Annotated in this window: 27 protein-coding genes; 16 read left to right on the top strand and 11 right to left on the bottom strand. The window is 67.9% G+C overall.

Annotation, left to right across the window (positions count from 1 at the left end):
• The first annotated feature begins 99 nt into the window (after nucleotides 1–99).
• Entirely contained in the window at nucleotides 100–1,653 is a 1,554-nt protein-coding gene (locus BEMPMBAN_RS02455) for an NCS1 family nucleobase:cation symporter-1 (RefSeq protein ID WP_159228762.1), read from the top strand.
• A gap of 31 nt (nucleotides 1,654–1,684) precedes the next feature.
• On the opposite strand, the gene BEMPMBAN_RS02450 is transcribed toward BEMPMBAN_RS02455, so the two are convergent.
• A complete protein-coding gene (locus BEMPMBAN_RS02450) occupies nucleotides 1,685–2,410 on the bottom strand; it encodes a PadR family transcriptional regulator (protein WP_159228761.1) in 726 nt (241 codons plus the stop codon).
• 91 nt (nucleotides 2,411–2,501) lie between these two features.
• Nucleotides 2,502–3,029: a PadR family transcriptional regulator gene (locus tag BEMPMBAN_RS02445; RefSeq protein ID WP_159228760.1), complete on the bottom strand. Its 528-nt coding sequence runs from the start codon at nucleotides 3,027–3,029 to the stop codon at nucleotides 2,502–2,504.
• Nucleotides 3,030–3,154: 125 nt separating this feature from the next.
• Here BEMPMBAN_RS02445 and BEMPMBAN_RS02440 point away from each other — a divergent pair, with 125 nt between their 5' ends.
• Entirely contained in the window at nucleotides 3,155–4,501 is a 1,347-nt protein-coding gene (locus tag BEMPMBAN_RS02440; protein ID WP_159228759.1) for a carotenoid oxygenase family protein, read from the top strand.
• A 14-nt stretch (nucleotides 4,502–4,515) separates the two neighbouring features.
• On the opposite strand, the gene BEMPMBAN_RS02435 is transcribed toward BEMPMBAN_RS02440, so the two are convergent.
• Nucleotides 4,516–5,328, bottom strand: coding sequence for an RDD family protein (locus BEMPMBAN_RS02435; RefSeq protein ID WP_337761522.1), 813 nt, complete (start codon nucleotides 5,326–5,328; stop codon nucleotides 4,516–4,518).
• Nucleotides 5,329–5,412: 84 nt separating this feature from the next.
• Between BEMPMBAN_RS02435 and BEMPMBAN_RS02430 the strand changes: the two genes are divergently transcribed.
• Nucleotides 5,413–6,405, top strand: coding sequence for a stage II sporulation protein M (locus tag BEMPMBAN_RS02430; protein WP_159228757.1), 993 nt, complete (start codon nucleotides 5,413–5,415; stop codon nucleotides 6,403–6,405).
• A gap of 106 nt (nucleotides 6,406–6,511) precedes the next feature.
• Here BEMPMBAN_RS02430 and BEMPMBAN_RS02425 read toward each other — a convergent pair whose 3' ends face one another.
• The 6 genes from BEMPMBAN_RS02425 to BEMPMBAN_RS02400 all read right to left on the bottom strand — a co-directional run bounded on the left by BEMPMBAN_RS02425 (nucleotide 6,512) and on the right by BEMPMBAN_RS02400 (nucleotide 12,843).
• The gene (locus BEMPMBAN_RS02425) at nucleotides 6,512–7,399 is read right to left on the bottom strand and encodes a type IV toxin-antitoxin system AbiEi family antitoxin domain-containing protein (protein ID WP_159228756.1); all 888 of its coding nucleotides are present in this window, start codon (nucleotides 7,397–7,399) and stop codon (nucleotides 6,512–6,514) included.
• A gap of 161 nt (nucleotides 7,400–7,560) precedes the next feature.
• A complete protein-coding gene (locus BEMPMBAN_RS02420; protein WP_159228755.1) occupies nucleotides 7,561–8,898 on the bottom strand; it encodes a DUF58 domain-containing protein in 1,338 nt (445 codons plus the stop codon).
• Between the two features lie 10 nt (nucleotides 8,899–8,908).
• Entirely contained in the window at nucleotides 8,909–9,829 is a 921-nt protein-coding gene (locus BEMPMBAN_RS02415; RefSeq protein ID WP_425294917.1) for an AAA family ATPase, read from the bottom strand.
• Nucleotides 9,830–9,867: 38 nt separating this feature from the next.
• Nucleotides 9,868–11,034, bottom strand: a complete 1,167-nt coding sequence (locus tag BEMPMBAN_RS02410) for a DUF4350 domain-containing protein (RefSeq protein WP_425294912.1) — start codon at nucleotides 11,032–11,034, stop codon at nucleotides 9,868–9,870.
• Nucleotides 11,016–11,669 (bottom strand): DUF4129 domain-containing protein, encoded by a 654-nt coding sequence (locus tag BEMPMBAN_RS02405; protein WP_159228752.1) that lies wholly within the window; start codon nucleotides 11,667–11,669, stop codon nucleotides 11,016–11,018. The genes BEMPMBAN_RS02410 and BEMPMBAN_RS02405 overlap by 19 nt, the downstream gene beginning before the upstream one ends.
• Before the next feature lies 1 nt (nucleotide 11,670).
• Complete coding sequence (locus BEMPMBAN_RS02400; protein ID WP_200845832.1) at nucleotides 11,671–12,843, bottom strand: DUF7847 domain-containing protein; 1,173 nt, start codon at nucleotides 12,841–12,843, stop codon at nucleotides 11,671–11,673.
• Nucleotides 12,844–12,959: 116 nt separating this feature from the next.
• Here BEMPMBAN_RS02400 and BEMPMBAN_RS02395 point away from each other — a divergent pair, with 116 nt between their 5' ends.
• The 4 genes from BEMPMBAN_RS02395 to BEMPMBAN_RS02380 are packed head-to-tail and all read left to right on the top strand — an operon-like array spanning nucleotide 12,960 to nucleotide 14,778.
• On the top strand, nucleotides 12,960–13,946 hold the full coding sequence (locus BEMPMBAN_RS02395; protein ID WP_159228750.1) for an LLM class F420-dependent oxidoreductase: 987 nt from the start codon (nucleotides 12,960–12,962) through the stop codon (nucleotides 13,944–13,946).
• Between the two features lie 10 nt (nucleotides 13,947–13,956).
• Entirely contained in the window at nucleotides 13,957–14,094 is a 138-nt protein-coding gene (locus tag BEMPMBAN_RS02390) for a hypothetical protein (protein WP_159228749.1), read from the top strand.
• Between the two features lie 5 nt (nucleotides 14,095–14,099).
• A complete protein-coding gene (locus tag BEMPMBAN_RS02385) occupies nucleotides 14,100–14,453 on the top strand; it encodes a DMT family transporter (RefSeq protein ID WP_159228748.1) in 354 nt (117 codons plus the stop codon).
• Between the two features lie 4 nt (nucleotides 14,454–14,457).
• On the top strand, nucleotides 14,458–14,778 hold the full coding sequence (locus BEMPMBAN_RS02380) for a DMT family transporter (protein ID WP_159228747.1): 321 nt from the start codon (nucleotides 14,458–14,460) through the stop codon (nucleotides 14,776–14,778).
• 22 nt (nucleotides 14,779–14,800) lie between these two features.
• On the opposite strand, the gene BEMPMBAN_RS02375 is transcribed toward BEMPMBAN_RS02380, so the two are convergent.
• Entirely contained in the window at nucleotides 14,801–15,475 is a 675-nt protein-coding gene (locus BEMPMBAN_RS02375; RefSeq protein ID WP_159228746.1) for an ArsR/SmtB family transcription factor, read from the bottom strand.
• Nucleotides 15,476–15,590: 115 nt separating this feature from the next.
• Between BEMPMBAN_RS02375 and BEMPMBAN_RS02370 the strand changes: the two genes are divergently transcribed.
• From BEMPMBAN_RS02370 to BEMPMBAN_RS02350, 5 genes are all read left to right on the top strand, one after another.
• On the top strand, nucleotides 15,591–16,868 hold the full coding sequence (locus BEMPMBAN_RS02370; protein ID WP_159228745.1) for an MFS transporter: 1,278 nt from the start codon (nucleotides 15,591–15,593) through the stop codon (nucleotides 16,866–16,868).
• Nucleotides 16,865–18,130 (top strand): MFS transporter, encoded by a 1,266-nt coding sequence (locus BEMPMBAN_RS02365; protein WP_159228744.1) that lies wholly within the window; start codon nucleotides 16,865–16,867, stop codon nucleotides 18,128–18,130. The genes BEMPMBAN_RS02370 and BEMPMBAN_RS02365 overlap by 4 nt, the downstream gene beginning before the upstream one ends.
• 80 nt (nucleotides 18,131–18,210) lie before the next feature.
• Entirely contained in the window at nucleotides 18,211–19,170 is a 960-nt protein-coding gene (locus BEMPMBAN_RS02360; RefSeq protein ID WP_159228743.1) for an esterase family protein, read from the top strand.
• Nucleotides 19,171–19,271: 101 nt separating this feature from the next.
• Nucleotides 19,272–19,838 carry a TetR/AcrR family transcriptional regulator gene (locus BEMPMBAN_RS02355; RefSeq protein WP_159228742.1) on the top strand — a complete coding sequence of 189 codons (567 nt, stop codon included), beginning with the start codon at nucleotides 19,272–19,274 and terminating at the stop codon, nucleotides 19,836–19,838.
• Nucleotides 19,838–20,893 carry a DUF5671 domain-containing protein gene (locus tag BEMPMBAN_RS02350; RefSeq protein WP_159228741.1) on the top strand — a complete coding sequence of 352 codons (1,056 nt, stop codon included), beginning with the start codon at nucleotides 19,838–19,840 and terminating at the stop codon, nucleotides 20,891–20,893. The genes BEMPMBAN_RS02355 and BEMPMBAN_RS02350 overlap by 1 nt, the downstream gene beginning before the upstream one ends.
• Before the next feature lie 28 nt (nucleotides 20,894–20,921).
• Here the strand turns inward: BEMPMBAN_RS02350 and BEMPMBAN_RS02345 are convergent, their stop codons facing one another.
• Nucleotides 20,922–21,530, bottom strand: coding sequence for a TetR/AcrR family transcriptional regulator (locus BEMPMBAN_RS02345; protein WP_159228740.1), 609 nt, complete (start codon nucleotides 21,528–21,530; stop codon nucleotides 20,922–20,924).
• Between the two features lie 160 nt (nucleotides 21,531–21,690).
• Between BEMPMBAN_RS02345 and BEMPMBAN_RS02340 the strand changes: the two genes are divergently transcribed.
• From BEMPMBAN_RS02340 to BEMPMBAN_RS02325, 4 genes are all read left to right on the top strand, one after another.
• Nucleotides 21,691–22,854, top strand: coding sequence for an FAD-dependent monooxygenase (locus tag BEMPMBAN_RS02340; RefSeq protein WP_159228739.1), 1,164 nt, complete (start codon nucleotides 21,691–21,693; stop codon nucleotides 22,852–22,854).
• On the top strand, nucleotides 22,851–24,314 hold the full coding sequence (locus BEMPMBAN_RS02335) for an MFS transporter (RefSeq protein WP_159228738.1): 1,464 nt from the start codon (nucleotides 22,851–22,853) through the stop codon (nucleotides 24,312–24,314). The genes BEMPMBAN_RS02340 and BEMPMBAN_RS02335 overlap by 4 nt, the downstream gene beginning before the upstream one ends.
• Nucleotides 24,315–24,427: 113 nt before the next feature.
• Entirely contained in the window at nucleotides 24,428–24,703 is a 276-nt protein-coding gene (locus BEMPMBAN_RS02330) for an SHOCT domain-containing protein (RefSeq protein WP_159228824.1), read from the top strand.
• Nucleotides 24,704–24,708: 5 nt separating this feature from the next.
• Nucleotides 24,709–25,377: a hypothetical protein gene (locus BEMPMBAN_RS02325; RefSeq protein WP_159228737.1), complete on the top strand. Its 669-nt coding sequence runs from the start codon at nucleotides 24,709–24,711 to the stop codon at nucleotides 25,375–25,377.
• Nucleotide 25,378: the final 1 nt, after the last annotated feature.

Genomic DNA, 25,378 nt, shown 5'->3' with positions numbered 1-25,378 from the left:
ATACTTGAAATCCCCACGTCTTAGCGTCACGTCATCTTCGCACCGTCGTGGTGCGCCAGTGCCTAGGGACCGTGGCGGGCGGTCCGGGGAAGGAGCCCGATGGCCACCGACGGGGGCAACGACAGCAGCGGCATCCCGAGCCCGGAAGCCATCGTCGTCGCGTCGTCGCCGTCGGCTGCGGCCGTGGTCGACGGCTTCGTCGCATCAGAGGCGCACGGTTCGCTGCACAACGACGAACTTGCCCCGACTACACCGGCCCAGCGGAAATGGGGCTGGTTCGAGATCTTCAACGTCTGGACCAACGACGTCCAGAGCCTGGCCGGCTACACCCTCGCCGCCAGCCTCTTCGTCACCGCCGGCATCAACGGATGGTTCGTCCTGGCAGCCATTGTGCTGGCCGGGGCCCTGGTGATGTTCTTCGTGAACTGGTCGGGGCGGCCGAGCGTGAAGTACGGCGTGCCCTACCCCGTGGTGGCCCGGGCCTCGATGGGCGTCCGAGGGGCGATGTTCCCGGCGACCGTCCGGGGCATCGTGGCCATCTTCTGGTACGGCGCCCAGACCTACTTCGCCTCCACCGCAGTCGCATTGGCGATCAACGCGGTGCTCGGCGCGACGCCGACCGGAATGTTCCTCGGGATGACCTGGGTGGACTGGGTCTCCTACACCGTGGTGGCAGGCTTCCAGATCTGGCTGTTCGTCCGGGGTCTGGACGGAATCGTGAAGTTCCTCAACTTCGCAGGACCCGCGGTCTATGCGGTGATGATCCTGTTGCTGGTCGCGATCTGGTGGCAGGCCGGATCAGGTCTGCTGAGTTCGGTCGGGGATCTGTTCGCCGGTGAAAAGCAGGGCACCGCTGCGCTCGCCGCGTTCGTCGGGGTGGTGGGGACGATGATCGCGTACTTCTCGGCGGTGATCATCAACTTCGGTGACTTCGCCCGATTCACCCGCAGCGATCAGGAGATGAAGCGCGGCAACCTTCTGGGACTGCCGGTGAGCCTGACGGTGTTCACGCTGTTGTCACTGTTCATCACCGCCGGTGCCTACATCGTGTTCCAGGATGGGCAGGGCGACCCGATGACCAACCCGGCCGACATCGTCGGCGCGGTCGGCAACGTGTGGCTGAGCATCCTGGCCGCGGTCACCTTCTTCGTCGCGACGGTCGGCATCAACTTGGTCGCCAACTTCATTCCGCCGGTCTACGACATCGTCAACCTCAAACCGGAGAAACTCAACTTCCGGATCGCCGGATTCATCACCGCAGCACTGGGATTCATCATCGGAGCACTATGGGTGGCGGTGATCGGCAACGCCGGTCTGCCCAAGTTTGTCGACACGCTCGGTGCGGTGCTGGCGCCGCTGTACGGCATCATGATCGCCGACTACTTCCTGCTGCGGCGCCAGCATCTCAAGCTCCAGGACCTCTACTCGGTCGACCCCGCCGGCACGTACTACTTCACCAAGGGCTGGAACATCCGGGCCCTGTGGGCTTTTGCGGTGTCGGGCGTGTTCGCGATCTCCGCGGTGTGGGTGCCCGCGCTGCACGCGCTGTCAGGCTTTGCGTGGGTGTTCGGCGCAGCCCTGGGTGCGGCACTGCACATGCTGGTGATGCGGGGCCAGCCGCTGGATGCGCCGAAGCAGTCCGTCACCGCGTAAGGGCCGCTAGTCCTCTCCGAGGCTTCGGCAGCTAGTCCTCTCCGAGGACGTGGTAGATCTCGCGGCGGGCATTGTTGACGATGTCGACGATGCGCTGTTGCTGCTCCGGGGTCGCCGCGTGGGCGGATTGGGCCACCGCGCCCATCAGCTGCCCGACAGCGGTACGCAGGCCCATCGCGGCGGGGTCGGCGCCCCGGGTGATCTCGTCCCATGGCGCCGTCTCGATCTTCTCGGCGGCCGCGCGCCCGTCTTCGGTCAGCTCGAACAGCTTCTTGCTGCCCTCGGACTCCGTCGCCACCAGCAGGCCTTCGTCGACCAGCAACTGCAGGGTGGGGTACACCGAGCCCGGGCTGGGCTTCCACAACTGCTGACTGCGCTCGTTGATCTCCTGGATCATCTCGTAGCCGTGCATCGGACCCTCGGTGAGCAATGTGAGGATCGCGGCGCGCACGTCACCGCGCCTGCCGCGGCCGCCTCCCCGAGGCCCGCCGCGCCTGCCGCCGCGGCCACCGGGGCCGAAGCCGAACCCGAAACCCGGGCCGAATCCGCCGCCGGGGCCGCCGAAACCCGGTCCGAAACCGGCGTCACCGCGATGCTCGCGAACGTGATCCCGGAATTCGCGACGGGACTGCCTGCGCCGTTCATGGAGCACACGACGGTCCTGGGGGCTGAAACCCGCGCCGAAGCCTGCTCCGAAACCGATGCCGTGACCGCGTCCCGCGAACGGGTTCTCCGGAGATGTGAAAGGGGTGTCCATGTCTGTTGTCCTTCGTTCGACAGGAAGCACACCGTGTGCTTCCGATGCGTTGACGATATATCGGAAACTATCGCGATGCAACCAAGCCGGACTAGGTTCGGGTGCGCTCGTCGATGGACGCGACCAGCCAGCGGGCCCACTGCTCCTCCATGGCCACGTCCCGTAGCCCGAACTCCAGTGCCGCGCGACCGTAGAAACCGGCATCGGAGTCCACCCAGTTGATCGAATCGCGCAGTTGCTCGAGCCGTTTGAGCTCGGATGCGGCGCGTTCGGCGAACTCGACGGCGTATCTGCGGGCGTCTTCGGGGGGCAGTTCGCCGAGCAGGAAGACCCGTAGTACGTCCGGCCGGCGCATCGGCGGATCGTCGTGGAAGTCGCCGATCCACCGCAGGAGCTCGATGCGGCCGGCATCGGTGACGCGGTACTCCTTGCGGCCCCGCGGGCCGATGTCCGCCACTTCGATCAGCCCGGCGTCGGCCAGCTTGTTCAGCTCGCCGTAGAGCTGGCTCTGGGTCGCGGGCCAGACATTGGCCATCGACTTCTCGAAACGCTTGAGCAGGTCGTATCCGCTGCCCGGATGCTGAGCGAGCAGGCCGAGCGCAGCGAAGCGAAGACTCATGGCGGCATCGTACGGCCCGACATTCCTGGATTGGAGTATTGGCGGCGAGCACACTACCTTCCACCATTGACATGTCATTAATGAAGTGTCATCGTGGTCGGACACCCCGACAGGAGGTTCAGCCCATGACCGACACCGCCTCAGACCACACGGACACCGCCACGCTCTTCGGCGCCGGCGAGTTCTTCCAGCGCGGGAACTACGCCCCCGTCCCCGAGGAGTTGACCGCGTTCGATCTCGAGGTCGAAGGTGCGATCCCCGCCGAGGTGACGGGCTGGTACCTGCGCAACGGACCGAACCCCCGCGAGGCGACGGGCCACTGGTTCACCGGTGACGGCATGATCCACGGTGTCCGGATCGAGGGCGGCCGCGCGGCGTGGTACCGCAATCGGTGGGTCCGCACCGACAGCTTCGAGAACGACTTCCCGCTCTACGGCGACGACGGCACCCGCAATCTGCGGGCCAGTGTGGCCAACACTCACGTCGTCAATCACGCCGGCAAGACACTCGCCCTGGTCGAATCCTCACTGCCGTACGAGATCACCAACGACCTGGAGACGGTGGGCGCCTACGACTTCGGTGGCAAATTGACCAACTCGATGACCGCCCACCCGAAGATCTGCCCGACGACCGGAGAGATGCACTTCTTCGGATACGGCAGCCTCGTCGCACCTCATGTCGTCTACCACCGTGCGGACTCCGACGGGCAGTTGGTGATCAATCGGCCGGTGGAGGTCAACGCGCTGACGATGATGCACGACTTCGCGTTGACGGCCCGCCACGTCGTGTTCATGGACCTGCCCATCGTCTTTGATTTCGACATCGCATCGAGTGGTTCCGGCGCCATGCCCTACCGCTGGGACGACGACTACGGCGCCCGACTGGGACTGCTGCGCCGCGACGACCCGTACGGCGAGGTGCGCTGGTTCGAGATCGACCCCTGCTACGTCTTCCATGTCGCCAATGCCTACGAGCACGGTGACACCGTGGTCGTGCAGGGGGTGCGCTACCCCGAGTTATGGAGGGGAAACGATGGATTCGACGCCGACGGGATGATGTGGACGTGGACGGTGGACGTGCGGCGCGGCACGGTCACCGAAAGCCAACTCGACGAGCGCGCCGTGGAGTTCCCGCGGATCGACGACCGGCTCGCGACGCTGCAGGCGCGCTATGCGGTGTCCGTCGGTGACGGCAGCCTGGTACGTCACGACCTCGTCACCGGAGACGCCGCCGAGCACCGCTTCGGCACCCCGGATGCCCCCGGCGGACCCGGTGAAGCGGTGTTCGTGCCCGCAGCGGGCGCCGCCGACGAGAGCAGCGGCTGGTACCTGGGTTGCGTCTACGATCCCACGCGCGACGGCAGCGACCTGGTGATCATCGACGCGTCCGATTTCACCGGCTCACCGGTCGCCAGAATCAAGTTGCCGCAACGAGTTCCGTACGGCTTCCATGGCAATTGGATCGCCGACTGATCTCTGTGCGCGGGTCAGGACGGCGGGGTGAACGGACCCGGCTCCTGAGGGGGAGACGGCGTCGTCGACAGCGACGGGACCGGGTACCGGGGATCGGTCGGCCCCTGAGTGGGCCAGACCGGTGGCCGGCGCGAGGACTGCAACCTGCCCAGCTCCCGGCGGTGCCGCTCGGCGAGGACGGCGGCCAGGATCAACGGCGCCGGCGTGCCGGGTGGCGGCGGTGGTGAGATGCGGGCGACCACCTCGACGGTGATCCGATGTGCCATCTGCTCTCGCATCTGCGGGTTGAGTTGCGAAGCACGGGAGAGGAACTGACGGGCGAGTTCGGCCTGCTCGGCGTCCAACCCGGAAAGCTCGAGCGAGGTCGCCCACCACGCGAGCTGCGGAGGCATCGGAGGTGGCGGCGAAAGTTTCGCTGCACGTTCGCTGATGACCAGGGTGCCAGCGAACACATCGCCGATCCGCTTGCCCTTCGGTGAGAGCAGGCTGCAGATCACCGCCGGGCCTCCGGTGAGCATCCAGATCTCGACGACCCCGGACAACGCGCGAAACAGCGCCTGGCGGAATCGTTCCGGTCCGCCGTCTTCGGACACCACGCGCAAGCCCATCGCCATTTTGCCCAAGGACCGACCGCGCGTTGCGGTCTCGAAGATCACCGGGTAGCCCACCAACGCCAGCACGGTGAAGATGATCAGCACCGCACCGGAGAACGCCTCGTCGAGCTCCGACAGGGTCACCGCCCACAGCACGACGCCGATGACGTAGCAGACGAACACCACGGTGATGTCGATCAGCGCCGACAACGCGCGTACCGGGACCTGGGCGATCTGCACATCGAGGACCACCGCGTCTCCGGTCACCACGGGTTCTTGCTGACCGACCATGCCAGCCACGCTACTAGGATCGGCGAGGTGGATGTCGACGCGTTCGTGGTGGCGAATCGCCCGACCTGGGACCGGCTGGACCGACTGGTGAAGAAGCGCAGGCAGCTCACCGGCGCCGAGGTCGACGAGCTCGTCGACCTGTATCAGCGCGTGTCCACCCACCTGTCGATGGTGCGTTCGGCGTCCTCGGATGCGGTACTGGTCGGCAAGCTGTCCGGGCTGGTGGCCCGGGCCCGCTCCGTGGTCACCGGTGCGCACGCGCCGCTGTGGAGCGAGTTCGTCCGTTTCTGGACGGTGTCCTTCCCGGTGGTCGCCTACCGCGCGTGGCGCTGGTGGTTGGGCTCGGCGATCGGCTTCTTCGTCGTCGCGGTGCTGATCGCCGGATGGATCGCCGGCAACCCCGAGGTGCAGGCGGCCTTCGGCACGCCGAGCGAGATCGACCAGCTGGTCAACAACGACTTCGCCTCGTACTACAGCGAGCATCCGGCGGGATCGTTCGCGCTGCAGGTGTGGGTCAACAATGCGTGGGTCGCCGCGCAGTGCATCGGTTTCTCGATCCTGCTCGGCATCCCGATTCCCTATGTGCTGTTCCAGAACGCGGCCAATTTCGGGGTGACTGCGGGGTTGATGTTCGACGCCGGAAAGGGGGATATCTTCCTAGGCCTGATCACTCCGCACGGCCTCATCGAGCTGACCGCGGTGTTCCTTGCGGCCGGGGCCGGGATGCGCCTCGGATGGTCTGTGGTCTCACCGGGGAACCGACCGCGTGGTCAGGTGCTGGCCGAGCAGGGCCGGGCCGTGATCTCCGTCGCACTCGGTCTGGTGGTGGTACTGCTGGCTGCCGGAGTCATCGAGGCGTTCGTCACGCCGTCGCCGTTGCCGACGGCCGCGCGCATCGCGATCGGCATCGCAGCAGAGGTGGTGTTCCTGGGGTACGTGTTCTACTTCGGCCGCAAGGCGTCGCGCGCCGGGGAGACCGGCGACATCGACAACGCGCCGGACCTGGTGCCCACGGGCTAGCCGCCCCACCCTTGCCCCGCGATTGCCCCGCGCGGAGCGCCCCGCGAGCAGACACAAACTCGTGCGATTCCGGCCCGAAATGTGCGAGTTTGTGTCTGCTCGCGGGTCAACTGGCGATCGACGCACGCACCAGATGATCGGCGATCCGGCCGGCAAGTTGACCGGGGTACAGGCGGACGTCGGACACCACGATCGGGATCATCGTCCAGCCGAGCTGCTGGATCGCAGCGAATCGGCGCTTGTCGCGCAGCATCTCGGACCTGCCGGCGTGCCATTCGATGCTCTCGTACTCCGCGGCAACCCGGTGTTCCGGCCAGGCGAAGTCGACCCGCCAAGTCTCACCGGCACGGCCGTGGATCACGTACTGAAGCTGCGGACGTGGCAATCCGTGGTCGAGCATCACCAGCCGGGCTTCACTTTCCATCGCGGATTCGGCGCGACCGTCGGCCAGCTCCACGAGTGCGCGGACGGCGACGATACCGCGGCGCCCGCGCTGCTCGGACACCGCAGAAGCCAGATCGGCCGGCGTGCACCGGCCCGAGTGCAGGGCTGCGTCCAGCGTCGCCAACGCCCGCGGGCGCCGCAGTTCACGGGCCACCTCGACCGCCGTCCACGCAGGAGCAGTGGCGAGACGGCCGCGAACACGCTCCAGCGGTGCGCCGCCACGCTGATGCACCATCAGCCCCACCGTCGGACGGAGCCTGGTACCCGGGTCCAATACATGAACACAATCTGTTCCCTCGGTGTCGAATCCGTACAACGCGGCGGCAGTCCCCAAGCACGCGACCGAACGCTGGCCGAGGTACGCGTCCAGCGCCGTCAACCGGCCGAGGAGATCCGGCGTCGTGCGGCTGTAGACGCCGTGCCACACGCGGACCAGCCAGCCCTTTTTCACCTGCAGATCAAGCTGTTGACGGGACATCACCTCGAGTAGCTCGGCTGTGGTGACGTATCCGCCGCCATGTCGAAGCAGGTCGTCAAGCGCTGTGTGCACCCTCGAATCGTCAACCCGCACACGGTGGGGACTCGTCGGTGATACCACGGCCTGTGGATGAAATCCGGTTGTTGAATACCGGCTTGCCCGGCGAGCAGACACAAACTCGCACATTTCGGGCCAGAATCGCACGAGTTTGTGTCTGCTCGCGGAGAGAAGTTCTACAGCCGGCCGGTGGCCTTCATCGCCAGGTAGTGGTCGGCGAGCGCCGGCGCGATCTCCTCCGGCGGTGCGTCCACCACGTCGACGCCGCAGCGCCGCAGCCGGGACGCGACCTCGCGCCGCTCGTTGCGGGCACGCTCGGCGGCGGCGGCGTCGTAGACCGCCACGGCATCGGCGCGGCCTGCGGCGAGCGTGTCCACCCGCGGATCGCCGACCGCAGCCAGCAGCACCCGATGCTTGGCGGTCAACTGCGGCAGCACCGTGATGAGCCCCTCGTCGATCGCGGAGGCGTTGAGGTCGGTCAGCAACACCACCAGCGCGCGCCGGCGCGCCCGCCGCTGGATCGCGGTCACCAGCGCGCGCGGATCCGACTCGATAAGCGCGGGTTCCAGCGGCGCCATCGCCTCGACGAGCTTGGCCAGCAACCCGGTGCGTGAGGCGTTGAAGACGCCGGCCCGGGTGACGCGGTCGTGGGCCAGGAAGTCGACGTGGTCACCTGCCCGCGCGGCCAGCGCGGCCAGCAGCAGGGCCGCGTCCATCGACCAGTCCAGCCGCGGCCAGCCGGCCGGTTCGGCTCCCGGCGAACGCGCGCCGATCGGGTCCACGCCCACCCGCCCAGCCGAGGTGCGGCCGGTGTCGAGCACGATCACCACGCGCCGGTCACGCTCAGGCCGCCAGGTGCGCACCACCACATCGGCCCGCCGCGCGGTCGCGCGCCAGTCGATCGAGCGGACGTCGTCACCGACCACATATTCACGCAGCGAATCGAATTCGGTGCCCTGGCCCCGGATCAGCACCGGAGTCATGCCGTCGAGCTCCCGCAACCGTGCCAGCCGTGCCGGCAGATGCTTGCGCGACAGGAACGGTGGCAGAATCCGGATCTGCCAGGGCACCCGGTGCGAACCTTGCCTTCCGGCGAGGCCCAGCGGCCCAACGGATCTGGCGGTAACCAGAGCCGATACCTGATCACCGCGACGTACCGGCTGCAGCTGGGTCTCGAGGGCAACACGCTGGCCCGCTGCGAGATTCACCGGGTGGGTGCGGGGTTCGGCGCGCGCACTGGGAGCCCAGGCGTCACGAATCGCTCCGCGGAACCTGCGCCGGCCACCGCTGTCGACGCTCAGCTGCGCCACCACCGGCTGGCCCAGGCGTGCCGACGTCTGGCCGCTGCGCGTCAATGTGAGGGCTCGCGGGCTGCCTGCCAGGGCGACATCCACCGCCACAGCGATCGCAAGAACCGCCAGCAACACGGCGAAAGCCAGTGCGGGACGGGGGGAGAACGCGATGGGTACCACGCACAGCAGCGCGACCAGCCCGGTGCGCCCGGTGAGTATCACTGTTGAGCAATCATCTCGGCACCTGCACAGCGGCCAGGATGCCCTCGATCACCCCGTCTGCGCTCGCCCCTTCCAGCTCGGCCTCGGGGCGCAACGCGACACGATGCCGCAGCGTGGGTCTGGCCATCGCCTTGACATCGTCGGGAGTGACGTAGCTGCGGCCCGACAGCCACGCCCACGCCCGCGACGTGGACAGCAGAGCCGTCGCCCCGCGCGGGGACACCCCGAGCTGAAGGGACGGCGAATGCCTTGTGGCACCGACGATGTCGACGATGTAGCCGAGCACTTCATCGCCGACGAGCACCTGCCGGACCGCTTCTCGCGCGGCCGCCAGTTCGGCCGGACCCGCGACCGGTCTCACGGCGGACAGGTCGCGGGGGTCGAATCCGCGGGCATGGCGGTCGAGGATCGCGATCTCCTGATCGCGCGGGGGCAGCGGCACATTGAGTTTCACCAGGAACCGATCCAGCTGGGCCTCGGGCAGCTGGTAGGTGCCCTCGTACTCGATCGGGTTCTGAGTGGCCGCGACGATGAACGGGTCCGGCAGGGCGCGGGGTTCGCCGTCGAGGCTGACCTGACGCTCCTCCATCGCCTCCAGCAGCGCAGCCTGGGTCTTGGGTGGCGTGCGGTTGATCTCGTCGGCCAACAACAGGTTGGTGAACACCGGGCCCGCGCGGAACTCGAACTCCGCGGTGCGCGCGTCGTAGACCAACGACCCGGTGACGTCGCCGGGCATCAGGTCCGGGGTGAACTGCACCCGCTTGAAGTCCAGCTGCAACGCCGCCGCCAGCGTGCGCACCAGCAGGGTCTTCGCGACGCCGGGCACCCCCTCCAGCAGCACGTGTCCGCGGCACAACAACGCGATCACCAGGCCGCTCACCACGGCATCCTGGCCGACGACGACCTTGCCGATCTCGGTGCGCAGGGCCATCAGCGCGGTACGGGCGCTGTCATGCTCGGTGGGTTGTGTCACGACTGTGCGACCAGCCTTTCCATGTCGTCGAGTTCGCGTGCGAGGGTGACCAGTTCGGTATCGGTGGTCGGCGACGGTCCGTAGAGGGTGTGGGCGACTGCGCGGGCTTCCAGACCGCACCGTGCCGTGACCGCCTCGGCGACCGTCGATTGCCGGGCCGTCGGGCTCAGACCGAGGCGGGGCAGCATGCGCTGCAGTGTCGACGTCCGCAGCGCCTCGGCAGCCCGGTCCCTGGCGCGCCGCGAACGGTACAACCGGCCACGGCCCTCCACGGTCTCGGAGGCGCGCACCACGACGGGCATTCGCTCGGCCACCAGCGGGCCGATCCGGCGGCCCTTCCACAGCGCCAGCAGCACCACCGCGAGCGCCAGCTGCAGCGCCACCCAGGTGACCTGTGCGGGGATCAAGTCGGAAATCGTTGCGCCGCCGCCGGAGTCGTCGGGCTCGCTGCTCTGCGGTGCGTACCAGATCACCCGGGGGCTCTGTCCCGCGAGATTCATCGCGAGCGCGGCATTGCCCTCCTCGAGCAGGCCGTCGTTGGTCATGAAATGCGCGCTGCCCACAACGGTCGTCGTCCGGCCGTCTTCGGTGTAGCGCGCCAGCACACCGTCGTAGCACCGGGTCACCGGGGTTTCGCCGGACGCGTCGAAGCTGTCGGCCCCACCGAAGTGCACGGTTCCGGCCTGCCGGGCCTCCCGCAGGTCACACTCCGGGGCGAGGCCACCGAAACTCGTCGAATCCGCTCGGCGGACCGCCGGCGCGAGCTGTTCGCGAGTTCGCCCACCCGGCTCGACCAGGAGCAGATCAGACGGCACATCCGCGAGCCGGCTGAGCAGTTCATCGCCGAACAGGTGGGCCGTCTGTACCACCACCAGCAGGTTTCCGGGCTGCGCTTCGCGTTCGACGGCTTCCACCGTCTCGGCCTCGACGACCGTCACCCCGTTGTCACGCAGCAGCGTGACCAGGGCTCGGGCCCCGTCGGGAGACGTTGATGTCGCTTCCATCCGACCGCCGCTTCGCGGTGAGGTCAGGTAGGTCGTCACAGCGGCGACGGCGACGATGACAACGAGGGCGAGCAGCACCCATCGTCCGGTACGCCACCGCTGGCCCATGGTCGCGCCGACCACGGTCGACGAGGTATCTGTCATCGCACCTCGGCCCATGTCTGGGGTGACGAAGTGGCCGGCGGCTCGGCGGAGCGCCGCGCCGTGTGTGTTCCCAACTCGCTGTCCAGCGAGGCGATCATCCGGTACTGCGATTCCAGTCCCGGCCGCTCCCCATAGGTAACGTCGTTGAAAATCTCTGCTGCGGTGAATAATTCGTTGGTCAGAGCGGGTAGTGCCCGGCCGGCGGTTCGGGCCAGTTCGGTCGCTGTCCGGCCGGGAACGGGTTCCAGTACCCCGTTTTCCTCGAGTTGTCGCGCCACCGCGCGAAGCCGGTGGCGAATGGCGGCTGCCCACTCCCCGGTCGCGGCATGTGCTTCGGCGGTCGCGCGGTGTTCGGCCGCAGTGAGCTCGTGGCCGTCGAAAAGGCCGGCGGATTGGCTGCGTTCGGTGCGCATGGCGCGGCGGGCGATGCGCACCGCGACGAACACGGCGACGCCCAGCAGCATCAGCAGCACCGACACGGTGAACCAGCCGCCAGGGACGTCGGCGCTACCGGCGACCAGTCGGTAAAGCAGTTCGTCGATCCAGTCGAGGATCTGGTCGGTCAGTGACGGCCTGGGGTAAATCGGTTTGCCGAGCTCGCGTTGGGCCGCCTCGTGGGCCGCGTCGCGGTCGATGTCGATCGTCGGCATGTCAGCTCTGGCGCGTCAGCCAGAGGTCGTCGGTGGAATCCGGCGAGGCTGTCGGGCCGCCTGCTGCGCCTGTCTGCAGGACGAGGTCAAAGGCCTCCGACCTGATGCGACGGTCGGTGTACTGCAGCACGACCACCCCAGCGGTGAACGGGGCGGTGATGATTTGACCGATGGCGCCGCCGACGGCGAAGGCGACCAGGGCGAGCATTGCCGCCGTGGTGGACGCCGAGGTGGACAGCACGATCTGACCGCCGAAACTGAAGGGGATCGCGACCGCCCCGGCGATCAGGTTGGCCACCAGCGTGGCGAGCAGCCGGATCCCGAAGACCCGCCAGAAGTCACCCTTGATCAGCGCGAACGACCGCTTGATCGACGAGATGATGTCGCGGCGCTCCAGCACGATGGCCGCCGGGGTGAACGTCAGCATCGTGCCCAGATAGACCAGGGTCGCGATCAGCGCGAGGACCAGCGGAACGCCGAAGAGGAACGCGATCATCACGTCAGTCGCGAGCGCCACGGCCAGCACGGGCAGGAACACCAGCGCGATCAACAGCACCGCGCCGATGGTCTGCAGCACGGTGAACCCGATCAGCGCCCAAAGCCTCGGACGGAGTCGCCTCCAGGCGTCGCCGATCGTGATCCCGGCGCCGAACACCGCCCGCCCGACCACGACCGTCAGCAGGCCGCTGAGCAGGATCGCCGACACGAAGGTGGAGACGGAGGCGGTGAGGCTGGACGCCGCCCAGCTCACCAGCATCTCGGCGGTGGGCTCGTCGCTGCCCATGGACTGGGCGAGCTGGCCGGTGAACGCGAACGGCAGCAGTGACAGCACCAGCGTCAACAGCTGCGCAGCGACCACGACGATCGTCGTGACACCCAGCGTGGCTTTGGGATTGGCCCGGATGTAGGCCACTGCCCCGTTGAAGATGTCGGACAGGCTGAGCGGACGCAGGGGGACGACGCCGGGCTTGAACGCCGGCCGCGGACCGTATCCCGGCGGCGGGCCGTATCCCGGCGGCGGGCCACCGTAGGGCGGTGGGTAGCCCGGAGGTGGTCCGTAGTAGCCGTACCCCGGTGGTGGGTAGCCCGGGTAGCCGGGCGGGGGATAACCGGTGGGCGGGCCGCCGGGGGGAGGTGCCCCCGGCGGTCCGGAGCCGCCGGTGTCGTACGTCATGCGGACCATCCTGTCGATCGATGCCGGAATTGACAACGTCAGTCACTCCAGCCGCACGCGTCGGCGTCCCTGGCGCAACACCGTTTCGTAGCGGGGAGCCCGGGTATCCGAAGCCCATGACGCGTTTCGGCTACACCCTGATGACCGAGCAGAGCGGCCCCAAAGAACTTGTCCGCTATGCAGTTTCGGCAGAGAACGTCGGCTTCGACTTCGAAGTGTCCAGCGACCACTACTTTCCGTGGCTGTCGTCACAGGGCCACGCACCGTACGCCTGGTCGATGCTGGGAGCAGTCGCCCACGCCACCGAGCGGGTCGAGTTGATGACCTACGTCACCTGCCCGACCATCCGCTACCACCCCGCGATCGTCGCGCAGAAGGCGGCCACTCTCCAGATTCTGGCCGACGGCCGGTTCACGCTGGGGCTGGGCAGCGGGGAGAACCTCAACGAGCACGTGGTCGGCAAGGGCTGGCCCACCGTCGCGCGCCGGCACGACATGCTGCGCGAGGCCATCCAGATCATCCGCGAATTGATGACCGGCGAGATGGTCGACTGGAAAGGCGAGTACTTCGAGGTGGACTCCGCGCGCCTGTGGGACGTTCCCGAGATTCCGGTGGCGATCGCGGCGGCGGTCTCCGGTGACCGCTCGATCGAGGAGTTCGCCCCACTGGCAGACCACCTGATCGCGGTCCAGCCCGAGAAGTCGCTCGTCGACTCCTGGCACGACACCCGGCGGGCCACCGGTCTCCCGGGCGATGTCAGGGTGATCGGTCAGATCCCGATCTGCTGGGATCCCGATCGCGACGCCGCCGTGGCCCGCGCACACGATCAGTTCCGGTGGTTCGCCGGCGGCTGGGCGGTGAACTCGGATCTACCGACCACGGCGGGGTTCGACGGTGCGACGCAGTTCGTCCGACATGAGGACGTCGCCGAGTCCATCCCGTGCGGTCCCGACCTGGACGCTATCGTCGAATCGGTGCAAAAGTACTGGGAGGCGGGATTCACCGACATCGCGATGGTGCAGGTCGGCGGCGAAAGCCAGGAGCTGTTCCTCGAGGAGGCGGCGGGCCCGCTACTGGACAAACTCCGAAGCGCTTCGCAGTGAGAGGAACTCGATGACCCGCGGCAGAGGAATCTACGACGACGAAGAAGGTTCGGCCGCCTCCAAGAACGCCAAGGCGAAACAAGCCGACGGCGACGACCGCAAAGACACCCCCGACGTGGACGAGGATGCCGGCGAGCCGACAGACTGAGCCACATGACCTGGCTGTATCTCGGCGGCGCGATCCTCTGCGAGGTGGCGGCGACGCTGTCGCTCAAGGGGTCGGCCACCGTCCCGGTGCTCTACATCGTTGTGGTGGCGGGGTACCTCGCATCCTTCGTCTTCCTCACGGCTGTGCTCAAGCGCGGTATGGGAGTCGGCGTGGCCTACGGCATCTGGGCGGCGACGGGTGTCGCGCTGGTGGCGTGCCTGTCGGCGCTGCTGTTCGGCGAGGCGTTCACGATGGCGATGGCCATCGGGTTGGCCTGCATCATCGCCGGTGTGCTGATGGTCGAAACCGGTTCGCGCCCTGTGCGGACTGACGTCGGCGCGTCCGCGGCAGGCGACTGACGAGGTGCAGTACCTGCTGCTGGCGGGCGCGATCGTGTCCGAAGTCATCGCCACGCTGACATTACGGGCCGCCGCCGACGGCCGGCCACGGCTCTATGCGGTGGTCGCGATCGGCTACGCACTCGCCTTCACGATGCTGCTCGGTTCGCTGCGTCAGGGCATGCCGCTGGGAATCGCGTACGGAGTCTGGGCTGCGGCGGGAGTGGCCATCACGGCCGTCGCGTCCCGCTACCTGTTCAACGAGCCGCTGACCCGCCGGATGCTCGGTGGGATCGGACTCATCGCGGTGGGAGTCCTGCTCATCGAGATCGGCGCCGGACACTGAACCGCCATGCACGCCGTCGCGGTCAGGCGGTGGCGACCGGCAGCTCTGCCAGCCGCCACTCGAGCATGCCGTCGTTGAGTCGGATCGCCCGGCGACCGCGATCGGCGAGTAACCGCACCGCGTCGTAGGCGAAGACGCAGTATTCGCCCCGGCAGTACACCACGATCTCCCTGTCGTCGGGCAGTTCGTCGATCCGACTGGCCAGCTCGTCGACCGGGATGGACACTGCGCCGGGGATGTGGCCGGACTCGTACTCCTCGCGTGGCCGCACATCCAGAACCACCTGGGTGTCGTCAGCCATCCGGGCGACCAGTTCGTCGCGGTGCAGCGCTCCCGGATCGGTGCCGCCCGACAGGAGATAGTCGTCGCGGGCGGCGGGCACTTCGGCCCGGTGTGCTTCGGCGACCTTGCGCAGCAGCACAAACAGTTGGGCGACATCCTCGCCGGCAAGCCGATAGTAGATCCGGACGCCGTCACGCCGGGTGGTGACTAACCCGGCCGCCTTCAGGATCTGCAGGTGGGCGGACGCCGTGGTCAGGTTCAGGCGGGACGCTTTGGCCAGCGCGTCGACCGTCCGTTCCCCCTGTCCGAGCAGGTCCAACAGCTCGAGTCGGCTGGCGTGCGCCAGTGCTTTGCCGCTCGCGGCGAACGCGTCGTACAGCCTCGTCTTCCCGGGTGACCGATCTACTCCAGCCATATTCCACCTTTCCATGGATTAATGTACCTTAGGTACCCGTGTGGCGGCCGACCCACGGTCCGACACGGCGCGAGGAGAACACGATGGCCTTTGATGGCTTGGTCGCGGCGCTCCGATGACCACCGCCCCTGACCGGCGGGGACGCCCGGTGCGGCTGGGGCTGCGCGAGAACTGGTTGCAGTTCACCCTTCTGGTGATCGTCAACATCTGCGTCGGTGGTCTGGTCGGGCTGGAACGCACCACCGTCCCGCTGATCGGCACCGAGGTGTTCGGCCTGACCAACGACCTGACCGTGTTCGCGTTCATCATCGCCTTCGGGATCACCAAGGCGCTGACCAACCTTGCCGCCGGGGCCCTGACCGCGCGGTTCTCCCGCAAGCAACTGTTGCTGGCGGGGTGGGCACTGGGAGTGCCGGTGCCCTTCATGCTGGCATGGGCGCCGTCGTGGTGGTGGATCATCGCGGCGAACGTGTTGCTCGGTCTCAACCAGGGGCTCGCCTGGTCGATGACGGTCAACATGAAGATCGATCTGGTCGGGCCGTCCCGCCGAGGCCTGGCCACCGGGCTCAACGAGGCAGCCGGCTATGTCGCCGTCGGTGCCACGGCCCTGCTGACCGGATACCTCGCCACGTCCTACGGGTTGCGTCCGGTTCCGGAGTTGATCGGTGTGGTGTTCGTCGCCGCCGGGCTCGGCCTGTCCCTTGTGGTCCGCGACACCGCCGCCCACCTGGAGTTGGAGCTCTCCCAGCACACCGTGACGGAACCCGATGAGAAAAACGGCTTTTGGACGATCTTCAGCCGCACCTCGTGGAAGGATCGCAGCCTGCGCGGCGCCAGCCAGGCCGGGCTGGTCAACAACCTCAACGACGGCCTCACCTGGGGCGTGTTCCCGCTGCTGTTCACCGAATACGGGCTGGGGCTCGCTGCTGTCGGGCTGATCAAAGGCATCTACCCGCTGCTGTGGGGTCTGGGACAGATCCCGACCGGGCATCTCGCCGACCGCATCGGCCGCAAACCCCTCATCGTCACCGGAATGCTGGTCCAGGCCGCCGGTTTCGTGCTCGCCCTGACGCTTCTGGCTTGGCCCCTGCTCGCGGGTATCACCTCCGCTGTCGCTCTGGGCATCGGCACAGCGATGGTCTATCCTGCGCTGATCGCCTCGATCTCAGATCACGCCCACCCCACCTGGCGGGCGAACGCCCTGGGCACGTACCGGTTCTGGCGTGACATCGGCTACGCGGCCGGGGCCCTGATCGCCGGAGTGGTGGCCGACGCGCTGAACCTGCACGCCACCGTCGTCGTCGCCGCCATCATGACGGCGCTGTCGGGATTGTTGGCCGCCCACTGGATCACCGAGCGCGAACAATCCACTGCCCCCTCCGCCGCCTCATGATCGATCCGAAGCAACCCGCGGTGGCCCCGCTCGGCGCCACCCGCGCGCACCTCGACGCGGTCCAGAAACGTACCCTGCGGGTGCTGGTGGCCGCGCAGATCTTCAGTGGCGCTGGGCTGGCCGCCGGCGTCACCGTGGGAGCACTGCTGGCGCAGGAGATGTTCGGCTCCACCGGGATGGCCGGGATCCCGAGCGCGCTGTTCACCATCGGGTCGGCAGCCGCGGCGGCGGGCGTCGGTCAACTCTCGCAACGGTTCGGCCGTCGTGTCGGCCTGGCCTCCGGCTACCTCGCCGGAGCGCTCGGCAGCGTCGGTATCGTCGCCGCAGCCGTCCTCGACAACATCGCGCTGCTGTTCGCCGCTCTCTTCGTCTACGGCGCCGGCACCGCCACGAATCTTCAGGCACGTTATGCCGGTGCGGATCTCGCCCATCACGACCGCCGCGCCCGCGCGATCAGCACCGTGCTGGTCGCGACCACGGTGGGTGCGGTCATCGGTCCAAACCTCGTCGGGGTGCTCGGCGATCTCGCGGATGTGATCGGGGTGCCTCGGCTGGCCGGCCCGTTCCTGCTCGCCGCCGTCGCGTACGGCGCGGCAGGGATCGTCATCTGGATTCTGTTGCGGCCCGATCCATTACAGCTCGCGGCTGAGCTTCCCGACGCTCCGGTCGCCACGGTCGGGGTAGCCGAACCCCGCGAGAGAACATCGTCGTGGAATCCCGTGGTGCTGGCCGGGGCAGCGGTGATGATGATCACCCAGCTCGTCATGGTCGCCGTGATGACGATGACGCCGGTCTACATGCAGCACCACAACCACGACCTCGCGGCCGCCGGGCTGGTCATCTCGATCCACGTCGCGGCGATGTACCTGCCCTCGCCGATCTCCGGGTACCTTGTCGACCGGTACGGCCCGGCCGTCACCGCCGGTCTCGCCGCGGTCACCCTGATCGCCGCCGGCGCGCTGGCCGGCTTCGCCCCGGCCCATTCGATCGCCGCGCTCGCGGTGGCGCTGGCGCTGCTGGGGTTCGGCTGGAGCCTGGGTCTGATCGCGGGCACCACCGCGATCACCAACGCCACCGCGGTGGCCGGCCGGGCGAAAACACAGGGCACCGTCGACCTGTTCATCGCCGTTGCCGGTGCGGCCGGCGGTCTGGGCTCCGGTCTCGTCGTCGCCCAGACCAGCTTCCCCACGCTCGCGGTGATCGGCGCTGTGGTCGCCGCGACGATCGTGCCCATCCTGCTGCTGCGTCGCCGCGGCACCTGAGAAGACCGCACGCCGCGAATGAGGTACATTCATTTCACTGACCGACCGGACGGTATGTGAAAGGTGGAACGGTGACGAGGATGACGCGACGAGTTTCCGTGGTGGCCGCGTTGGTGGCAGTGATCTTCGGCGCCGGCCTCGCCGACGGGGGAGTGGGCCCGGCGGGCGCGTTCTCGCGACCGGGCCTGCCGGTGGAGTATCTGGATGTGCCGTCGCCGGCGATGGGGCGCGATATTCGCGTCCAGTTCCAGTACGGCGGTCCGCGCGCGGTTTACGTGCTCGACGGAATGCGCGCCCAGGACGACTTCAGCGGGTGGGACATCAACACTCCGGCCTTCGAGTGGTACGAGGGCTCGGGGCTGTCGTTGGTGATGCCGGTCGGTGGCCAGTCCAGTTTCTACACCGACTGGTATCAGCCTTCCGACGGGAACGGGCAGTCCTACACCTACAAGTGGGAGACGTTCCTGACCCGCGAGCTTCCCGCCTGGTTGAGTGCGACCAGATCCGTATCCGCCACCGGGAACGCCGTCGTCGGATTGTCGATGGCCGGGTCCTCGGCCCTGTCCCTGGCGATCTGGCACCCGACACAGTTCGTGTACGCCGGAGCACTTTCGGCGGCGCTGAACCCGTCAGAAGGGTGGTGGCCGACGCTGATCGGCATCGCGATGAAAGACGCCGGCGGGTTCGACGCCGAGAGCATGTGGGGCCCGTCCGACGACCCGGCCTGGCAGCGCAACGACCCCACCGTCAACGTCGCGAAACTCGTCGCCAACCAGACCAGGATCTGGATCTACTCCGGCACCGGAGCGGCCTCCGACTTCGACGCGCACGCCAGCGTCGGGAACCTGGCCGCGGCGCAGTTCCTGGAGAAGTTCCTGGGCCGAACCAGTCGCACGTTCCAGGAGCGCTATCTGGCCGCGGGCGGGAGCAACGGGGTGTTCAACTTCCCCCATGATGGCACCCACAGCTGGGGATACTGGGGTCAGCAGTTGTTGCAGATGAAGCCGGACCTGCAGCGGGTGCTCGGGGTCGCGACCTAGCGCAAGGCCGAACGAATCGGTTCGCGGGCAACCGATTACGCTGCGTCGCCCAAAAAGGCAAGCGTGGCCGGCGCCCGGTGACCGTCGCGATACCATGTGGCATGACCAGGCAGGAATCGGCGGCACGGACCCGGTTGTCATTGCTCGACGCCGGTGTCCGCGCGTCGAAGGACACCGGCCTGTCCGGTCTGAGCATCAACCGCATCGTCGAGGAAGCGGGCGTCTCCAAAGGCGCCTTCTTTCATCACTTTCCGGATCGTGCGGCCTATCTGCTGGCGTTGCACCGCGATTTCCACGACCGCATCCTCGACGAGACGCGGGGTGTGATGGACACCTACCCGCCGGGGGCGGAGCGGTTGCTGAGGGCGAGTCGCACCTATCTGGACGCCTGTCTGCGCGAGTACGGTGTCCGAGCGCTGCTGCTAGAGGCGCGGGCCGAGCCTGTCACCGCCGCCGAGGTCCGCAGGCGCAACCGGGACACCGCGCATCTGTGTGAGCCGGACTTCGCCGCGATGGACTGGCCCGACCCCTACCCGGCAGCACAACTGTGGGTCGGCATGACCGCCGAAGCAGCCCTGCTGGAGGTCGACGCGGGCCACCGCGTTCGGGCGCTGCGGCTGTCGCTGGCCCGGTATCTGGACGGCTCACCGGAATTCATCGGTGCCTGATGGCGCCACGGTCAGACGAACTCACCCGCTTCGTTCGCGAGGCGCTTCAGCGCGGCATCCCGCGTCCGGAGATCGAGCAGGCGCTCCGCGATGCCGGCTGGCAGCCCGAACAGGTGAAGAAGGCCCTCGCCGGTTTCGCCGAGGTCCCGTTCCCGGTCCCGGTTCCCCGGCCCGTTCTGCAGGTCTCGGCAGGAGAGGCGTTCCGCTATCTCCTGCTCTTCACTGCGCTCGGGATCACGGCGTTCTCGGTGGTGGGGCTCTTCTTCACGCTGATCGACTACCTGTTCTACGATCCGGCCGCGGTGCCGCTGGGTCCGGACATGTGGGTGCCGGGCGTCCTGTGGGCGGTAGCGCGGGTCATCATCGCCTTCCCGGTGTTCCTCGTCGCCTCGTGGCTCGTCGCCCGATCGCTGAGGCGCGACCCGGCCGAACGCGGATCGGCGATCCGCCGCTGGTTCACCTACCTCGCGATGTTCGTGGCGGTGGCCGTCATCATCGGCGACTTCGTGACGCTCGTCGCCTATGTGCTCGGCGGCGGCACCACGGCACGGTTCCTGCTGAAGGTGCTGGTGGTGGCGGTCGTCGCAGGGTTGATCCTCGGCTACTACCTCTGGGATCTGCGGGACACCGAGCGCGGTCGGCGGCCGGTCCCGGCACTGTTCCTCGGCGTCGCGGTGCTGGCGAGCGTGACGGCGGTGGGGGCGGGGCTGTGGCTGATGGGGCCGCCGTCCGAGCAGGCGGCCCGGCGTATCGACGACCGGAGGGTGGAGGATCTGCGTTCACTCGCCGCCGGGGTCGACCGCTATTACGAGCAGAACTCGGAGCTGCCGGAAAGCCTCGGCGAGCTGAGTGCGGCGCTGCCGACACCGATTCCGCTCGACGACCCGTCGACCCGTGCGCCCTACCGCTACTCGCCGGGCGCCGACAGGTCGTTCGAGCTCTGCGCCGATTTCGCCCAACCCTCGGGTGACACCCTGGTGCGCGACTCGGTCTGGACGCATGCCGCGGGCACGCAGTGCTTCACGCTGACAGCCGGAGACAAAGAGCGGCGTTGAGGCCTGGCCGAGTCGGTGGCCATGGTGCTCACCTGCTCGGGACCGTGGCCCGAATCCCGGCGAGCACGACGTCGACAATGCGCTCCGCGTCCGTGCGGGTAAACGGGCGGACGCCGCGGTTGACGATGAGATGCACCGGGCCAGAGAGCATTTCACCGAGAAAAGTGCTGTCGAATGGCGGCAGGTCACCCCGGTCGACAGCCACGTTCACCCGCTGCCGGATGGCAGCCCCGCGCTGCTCGAGGATCCTGGCCACTGTCTGCCTCACGGTTGAGCTTTCGCGAGTGGGCTGGATGGCCAGCCCGAGCGCCTGACCGAACGGTGTGTCCAGCCCATTGGCGAGCGCTGTCAGATAATCCACCAGATCACGGCGCAGGTCGCCCGTGTCAGCGATGGACGCCAGGTCCTCGGCGTACTGCAGAAGGGCCTCGGCGACCAACTCCTCGCGGTCGGGCCAGTTGCGGTAGACGCTGGTCCTGTGCACGCCGGCGACCTCGGCGACCTCCTCGTACCGGAAGCCGGCGATACCGTCGCGCGCGACGAGTTGGGCCGTCGCGGCGAGAATCCGACCGCGCACCAGCGCACTGCGCCCACCGGGCCGGCGTGCCGGCGACCGGCTGGCGGTGCCGTCGGTCATCCCCGTACCCACCTTCTGCCTCCGCTCGGGTGCCGATTGTCGTCACGTCGTGCGTTGCAGTGCAAGCGAATCATGACTAGCCTCACCTTAAAGAGACAAAATGTCGCTTTAAGGTTGGGAAGGCTCGTCGCTTCCATGCAGAGAACCCGGAGCAAGCACCATGCACATCCTCGTCTCCGGCGCCGGCATCGCCGGGCTCGCCGGCGCGCTTGAACTCGGCTCCGATGGACACGACGTCACCGTCGTCGAGCGCGCCCGCCGCATCCGACTCGATGGAACGCCCGTCGACATCCGTGGCGAGGCGATCGAGGCCGTGACCAGCATGGGACTGCTCGAGAAGATCAGACAGCAGCGGCTGCGTATGTCGGAGTCCAGCCAGTTCGTCGACGGTGCCGGGAAACCGGTGGGCCGCGTCGCGATGGCGGAGATGAGCGACTCCGACGCCGACATCGAGATCCTGCGTGAGGACCTCGTGCGCATCCTTGCCGACGCGCTCCCGCAAGCCGTGACAATCCGTTTCGGTGACTCGATCCGGACACTGACCGATTGCGGCCCCGACGTTCACGTCCGCTTCGGCTCCGGCCGCACCGGGCGCTACGACCTGGTGCTCGGCGCCGACGGTCAGCACTCCGTGGTCCGGCGGCTGATGTTCGGACCTGAACAGGACCATGTCCGGCATCTCGGTGTCTACTTCGCCCTCGCCGATCTCCCCGGCCAGGCCTGGTCCGAGCACGTCAATTCCGTCTACAACGTCCCCGATCGCCTGGCCGGCGTCTTCCGGTACAAGACCCGGACCGTCGCGGTCTTCCAGTTCCGCTCGGAACCGCTCCACTACGACCATCAAGACCTGGACGCGCAGAAGGCGATACTCCTCGCCGCCTTCGCTGACTACCGTTCCTGGAAGATTCCCCAGTTGCTCGACGCCGTCCGCGCCGCCCCCGACTTCTTCTTCGACGCCGCGAGCCAGATCGACCTGCCCTGCTGGCACCGCGGCCGCGTCGCCCTCGTCGGAGACGCGGGCTACTGCCCGGCCTTCCTCTCCGGTCGCGGCACCTCACTCGCCCTGACCGGCGCCCACGTTCTCGCCGAGGAACTCCGGTCGCGCGGTCCTGACCCCATCGCCGCGTTCGAACGGTACGAGACCCGGCTTCGGCCCCACGTCACCGCCGCCCAGCAACACGTTCACCGGGGCAGCGACCACTTGCTGCCAGCCAGCTGGGCCGCCATCACCGCACGCAACAACCGCCTGCAAAGCAACGAGCACGCGCGGCGCCGGGATGCGGCGGGAAGCGCCCGCTCCGGCTCCGGACAGCCTGTGCAGTGAACGTCACACAAGGTGCCTCCACTGTCCAGGAGCACCGGTGGAGCAGGCGACTCATCCTCTGGGTGGCCGTCCTGATCCTGGCGAACGTCCTGGCCGACGTCGCGATCGCCTCGCCGTTGATGGTGCTGCCGCAGATGTTGGCGCACTTCGACACCGACCAGGCCGCGTGGCTGAACGCGAGCGCGATGTTGGCCGGAGCCATCTGGTCACCGTTGCTCGCGAAGTGTTCCGACATTTACGGCAAGCGCCGGGTGCTCATCGCCACGCTGCTGCTGGCATGTGCCGGAGCGCTGATCTGCCTGATGGCCCCAACCATGTGGTTGTTCCTGGTGGGACGCTGCGTTCAAGGCGCCGCTTTCGCCGCGATCTTCATCACCGTGGCGCTCGCACGCCAGATCTGCACCCCGCGGGTGGCGATGGCCGTGGTGGGCCTCGTGACATCCGGCTCGTCGATCGTCGGAATCGTCGAACCGTTCCTGATGGAACCGGTCATCGAGGTCGTCGGCTACCGGGGCGTGTTCGTGGTGGCGGCAGTGCTCGCCGCGGCCGCTGCGGCGTCCGTGCACGCGTTCATCCCGGAGTCGCCGGTCCGCAGCACCGGCCGGATCGATGTGGTCGGGGCGTTTCTCCTCGGCGGCGGCCTCGCCGCGGTGCTCGCCTACACCAGCCTCGGCAGGGACTTCGGATGGCTCTCGGGAGGCATGATCATGCTGCTGGTCGCCGGTGCCACCGCGTTGGTCGGCTGGGCACTGCTCGCGCTGCGCGTCGACGAGCCCATCATCGACCTTCGGGTCCTCAGCCGCCCGGTCCTGCTGACGCTGTTGGCGCTGATACTGGCGGCAGGCTCGTTCCGGAGCATGCTGCAGCTGACGAGCCTCATTGCCCAGGTGCCAGCCGATCTCGGGCTCGGTTACGGGCTGGGTGACGGAGAGACTGTCGCGGTGCTGCTCGCCACGCCCAATGTCGGCATCGTGATCGGCGGGGTCGGCGCCGGGTGGTTGGCGGGACGTATCGGTCCGGCGATTCCGCTCCTCGGCGGTATCGCCCTCGGCGTCGTGGCGACCTTTACGATGCTCGCGGGGGTATCGGTGCTTCCGTTGGCCATCGTCTGTACAGCGATGCTCGGTGTGGCCGCCGGGGCGATCGGTGCGTCCGGCTACAACCTAGCGACCGACCTCGCACCGACCGAGCGGCAGGGCACCGTCGCCGGTCTGGTGTCTGTCATGCTCGCGCTCGGATCGGTCACCTTCAACGTCCTCGGAGGTGAGGTGCTCAAGGCCACCCGGATACCCGGTGCCCTCGCCGACGGCGCGCCCGTGAGCATGGCGATCGGCGTACACCTCTACGTCCTTCTGGCCGGGACACTGTTCGTCCTCGCGGCGGTGCCCGCGACGAACCTGGTGCGACACCGCCGGGGCATGCAGTCAGCGGATCGTCCGCGGCGGGCCGATTGGTGCTGACTGGAGGGCCTTCGTGCGTCACGACGGGGACCATCGGCCCTACAGAGTGATGCATAGGGGGCGCATCGTGGGTCGAAGACGACAAATCGGGCTGCGGTGGGGTGATTTCGGTGATGTATGGCGGCGACGGCTGGATGTGGAACCACGGCTGGGGTGGGGGCGGCTGGATCATGATGGGCCTGGTCATGGTGGTTTTTTGGGGGGTTGTGATCACTTTGGTGGTCTTGGCCGTCCGCTACTTCACCTCTGATCGTGGCGGGAGTAGAGGACCGCAGCAGGGCCCGAATGTGAACCGAGCCGAGGACCTGCTGGCTGAACGGTTCGCCCGGGGCGAGATCGACGAGGACGAGTTCCGGCGTCGCATGACCCTTCTGCGCGAACACCGCTGACGATCATGGCCACAAGACGTTTGCGGCTTGCTCTGCTGATCGGCTTGGCGGCCGTCGTACTCGGAGTGGCGAGCACCTTCGCCCTGGCAGCAACGGTTGGACCGGGCATTCGGAGTGCTGGACCTGGCGGGCCGGTCGCCCCGCGCTCATACCCGCCACAGTCGTGTGAGATCCCGCCGTTGCCCGGCACAGTCGTCGACGTCAACCTCACCGATACGCACGGCAGCATGATGGGGCCCCGGGTGATGCACGGCCAGGGCATGAGGGGTACCGGCCCGGGTGGCCCATACGGCCCGGCCACGATGAATCAGGAGTATCCGTGGCGCGGAATGCGGATGATGAGCATGGTGATCGACCCGGCCACTGTGCCCGCCGGTGAGGTGTCATTCAGGGTGCTCAATACCGGAGCGTGGATTCACGAGCTGACCGTTCTGCCGCTCGGTCCGGGCGAGTCGATCGGCCAGCGACGCATCGAGGCGAGTCATCAGGTTGATGAATCGGCGGGCCTCGGCCACGTGGAAGCCAGCTGCGGGGCGGGCGAGGGCGAGGGACTGGTCCCCGGCGCGGCGGGCTGGACGACCATCGCACTGGAACCCGGCCGCTACGAGCTGATCTGCAACATCGCCGGCCACTACTGGGCCGGGATGTACACCGAGCTCACCGTCACCGGCTGAC

Origin of the sequence: Mycolicibacterium austroafricanum, from assembly GCF_902705885.1 — a bacterium.
Taxonomy (GTDB): domain Bacteria; phylum Actinomycetota; class Actinomycetes; order Mycobacteriales; family Mycobacteriaceae; genus Mycobacterium; species Mycobacterium vanbaalenii_A.
Note: the sequence above shows the minus strand (reverse complement) of the source record. Positions and strands in the feature narration are given on the sequence as shown.

What these genes read in the sequence shown, in the direction of transcription:
- BEMPMBAN_RS02455 (WP_159228762.1), top strand. Translation starts at nt 100, where the DNA reads ATGGCCACCGACGGGGGCAACGACAGCAGCGGCATCCCGAGCCCGGAA.
- BEMPMBAN_RS02410 (WP_425294912.1), bottom strand. Translation starts at nt 11,034, where the DNA reads ATGGGCCGAGGTGCGATGACAGATACCTCGTCGACCGTGGTCGGCGCG.
- BEMPMBAN_RS02440 (WP_159228759.1), top strand. Translation starts at nt 3,155, where the DNA reads ATGACCGACACCGCCTCAGACCACACGGACACCGCCACGCTCTTCGGC.
- BEMPMBAN_RS02330 (WP_159228824.1), top strand. Translation starts at nt 24,428, where the DNA reads ATGTATGGCGGCGACGGCTGGATGTGGAACCACGGCTGGGGTGGGGGC.
- BEMPMBAN_RS02345 (WP_159228740.1), bottom strand. Translation starts at nt 21,530, where the DNA reads ATGACCGACGGCACCGCCAGCCGGTCGCCGGCACGCCGGCCCGGTGGG.
- BEMPMBAN_RS02405 (WP_159228752.1), bottom strand. Translation starts at nt 11,669, where the DNA reads ATGCCGACGATCGACATCGACCGCGACGCGGCCCACGAGGCGGCCCAA.
- BEMPMBAN_RS02390 (WP_159228749.1), top strand. Translation starts at nt 13,957, where the DNA reads ATGACCCGCGGCAGAGGAATCTACGACGACGAAGAAGGTTCGGCCGCC.
- BEMPMBAN_RS02450 (WP_159228761.1), bottom strand. Translation starts at nt 2,410, where the DNA reads ATGGACACCCCTTTCACATCTCCGGAGAACCCGTTCGCGGGACGCGGT.
- BEMPMBAN_RS02340 (WP_159228739.1), top strand. Translation starts at nt 21,691, where the DNA reads ATGCACATCCTCGTCTCCGGCGCCGGCATCGCCGGGCTCGCCGGCGCG.
- BEMPMBAN_RS02370 (WP_159228745.1), top strand. Translation starts at nt 15,591, where the DNA reads ATGACCACCGCCCCTGACCGGCGGGGACGCCCGGTGCGGCTGGGGCTG.
- BEMPMBAN_RS02325 (WP_159228737.1), top strand. Translation starts at nt 24,709, where the DNA reads ATGGCCACAAGACGTTTGCGGCTTGCTCTGCTGATCGGCTTGGCGGCC.
- BEMPMBAN_RS02375 (WP_159228746.1), bottom strand. Translation starts at nt 15,475, where the DNA reads ATGGCTGGAGTAGATCGGTCACCCGGGAAGACGAGGCTGTACGACGCG.
- BEMPMBAN_RS02365 (WP_159228744.1), top strand. Translation starts at nt 16,865, where the DNA reads ATGATCGATCCGAAGCAACCCGCGGTGGCCCCGCTCGGCGCCACCCGC.
- BEMPMBAN_RS02355 (WP_159228742.1), top strand. Translation starts at nt 19,272, where the DNA reads ATGACCAGGCAGGAATCGGCGGCACGGACCCGGTTGTCATTGCTCGAC.
- BEMPMBAN_RS02400 (WP_200845832.1), bottom strand. Translation starts at nt 12,843, where the DNA reads ATGACGTACGACACCGGCGGCTCCGGACCGCCGGGGGCACCTCCCCCC.
- BEMPMBAN_RS02415 (WP_425294917.1), bottom strand. Translation starts at nt 9,829, where the DNA reads ATGGCCCTGCGCACCGAGATCGGCAAGGTCGTCGTCGGCCAGGATGCC.
- BEMPMBAN_RS02395 (WP_159228750.1), top strand. Translation starts at nt 12,960, where the DNA reads ATGACGCGTTTCGGCTACACCCTGATGACCGAGCAGAGCGGCCCCAAA.
- BEMPMBAN_RS02385 (WP_159228748.1), top strand. Translation starts at nt 14,100, where the DNA reads ATGACCTGGCTGTATCTCGGCGGCGCGATCCTCTGCGAGGTGGCGGCG.
- BEMPMBAN_RS02360 (WP_159228743.1), top strand. Translation starts at nt 18,211, where the DNA reads ATGACGCGACGAGTTTCCGTGGTGGCCGCGTTGGTGGCAGTGATCTTC.
- BEMPMBAN_RS02350 (WP_159228741.1), top strand. Translation starts at nt 19,838, where the DNA reads ATGGCGCCACGGTCAGACGAACTCACCCGCTTCGTTCGCGAGGCGCTT.
- BEMPMBAN_RS02445 (WP_159228760.1), bottom strand. Translation starts at nt 3,029, where the DNA reads ATGAGTCTTCGCTTCGCTGCGCTCGGCCTGCTCGCTCAGCATCCGGGC.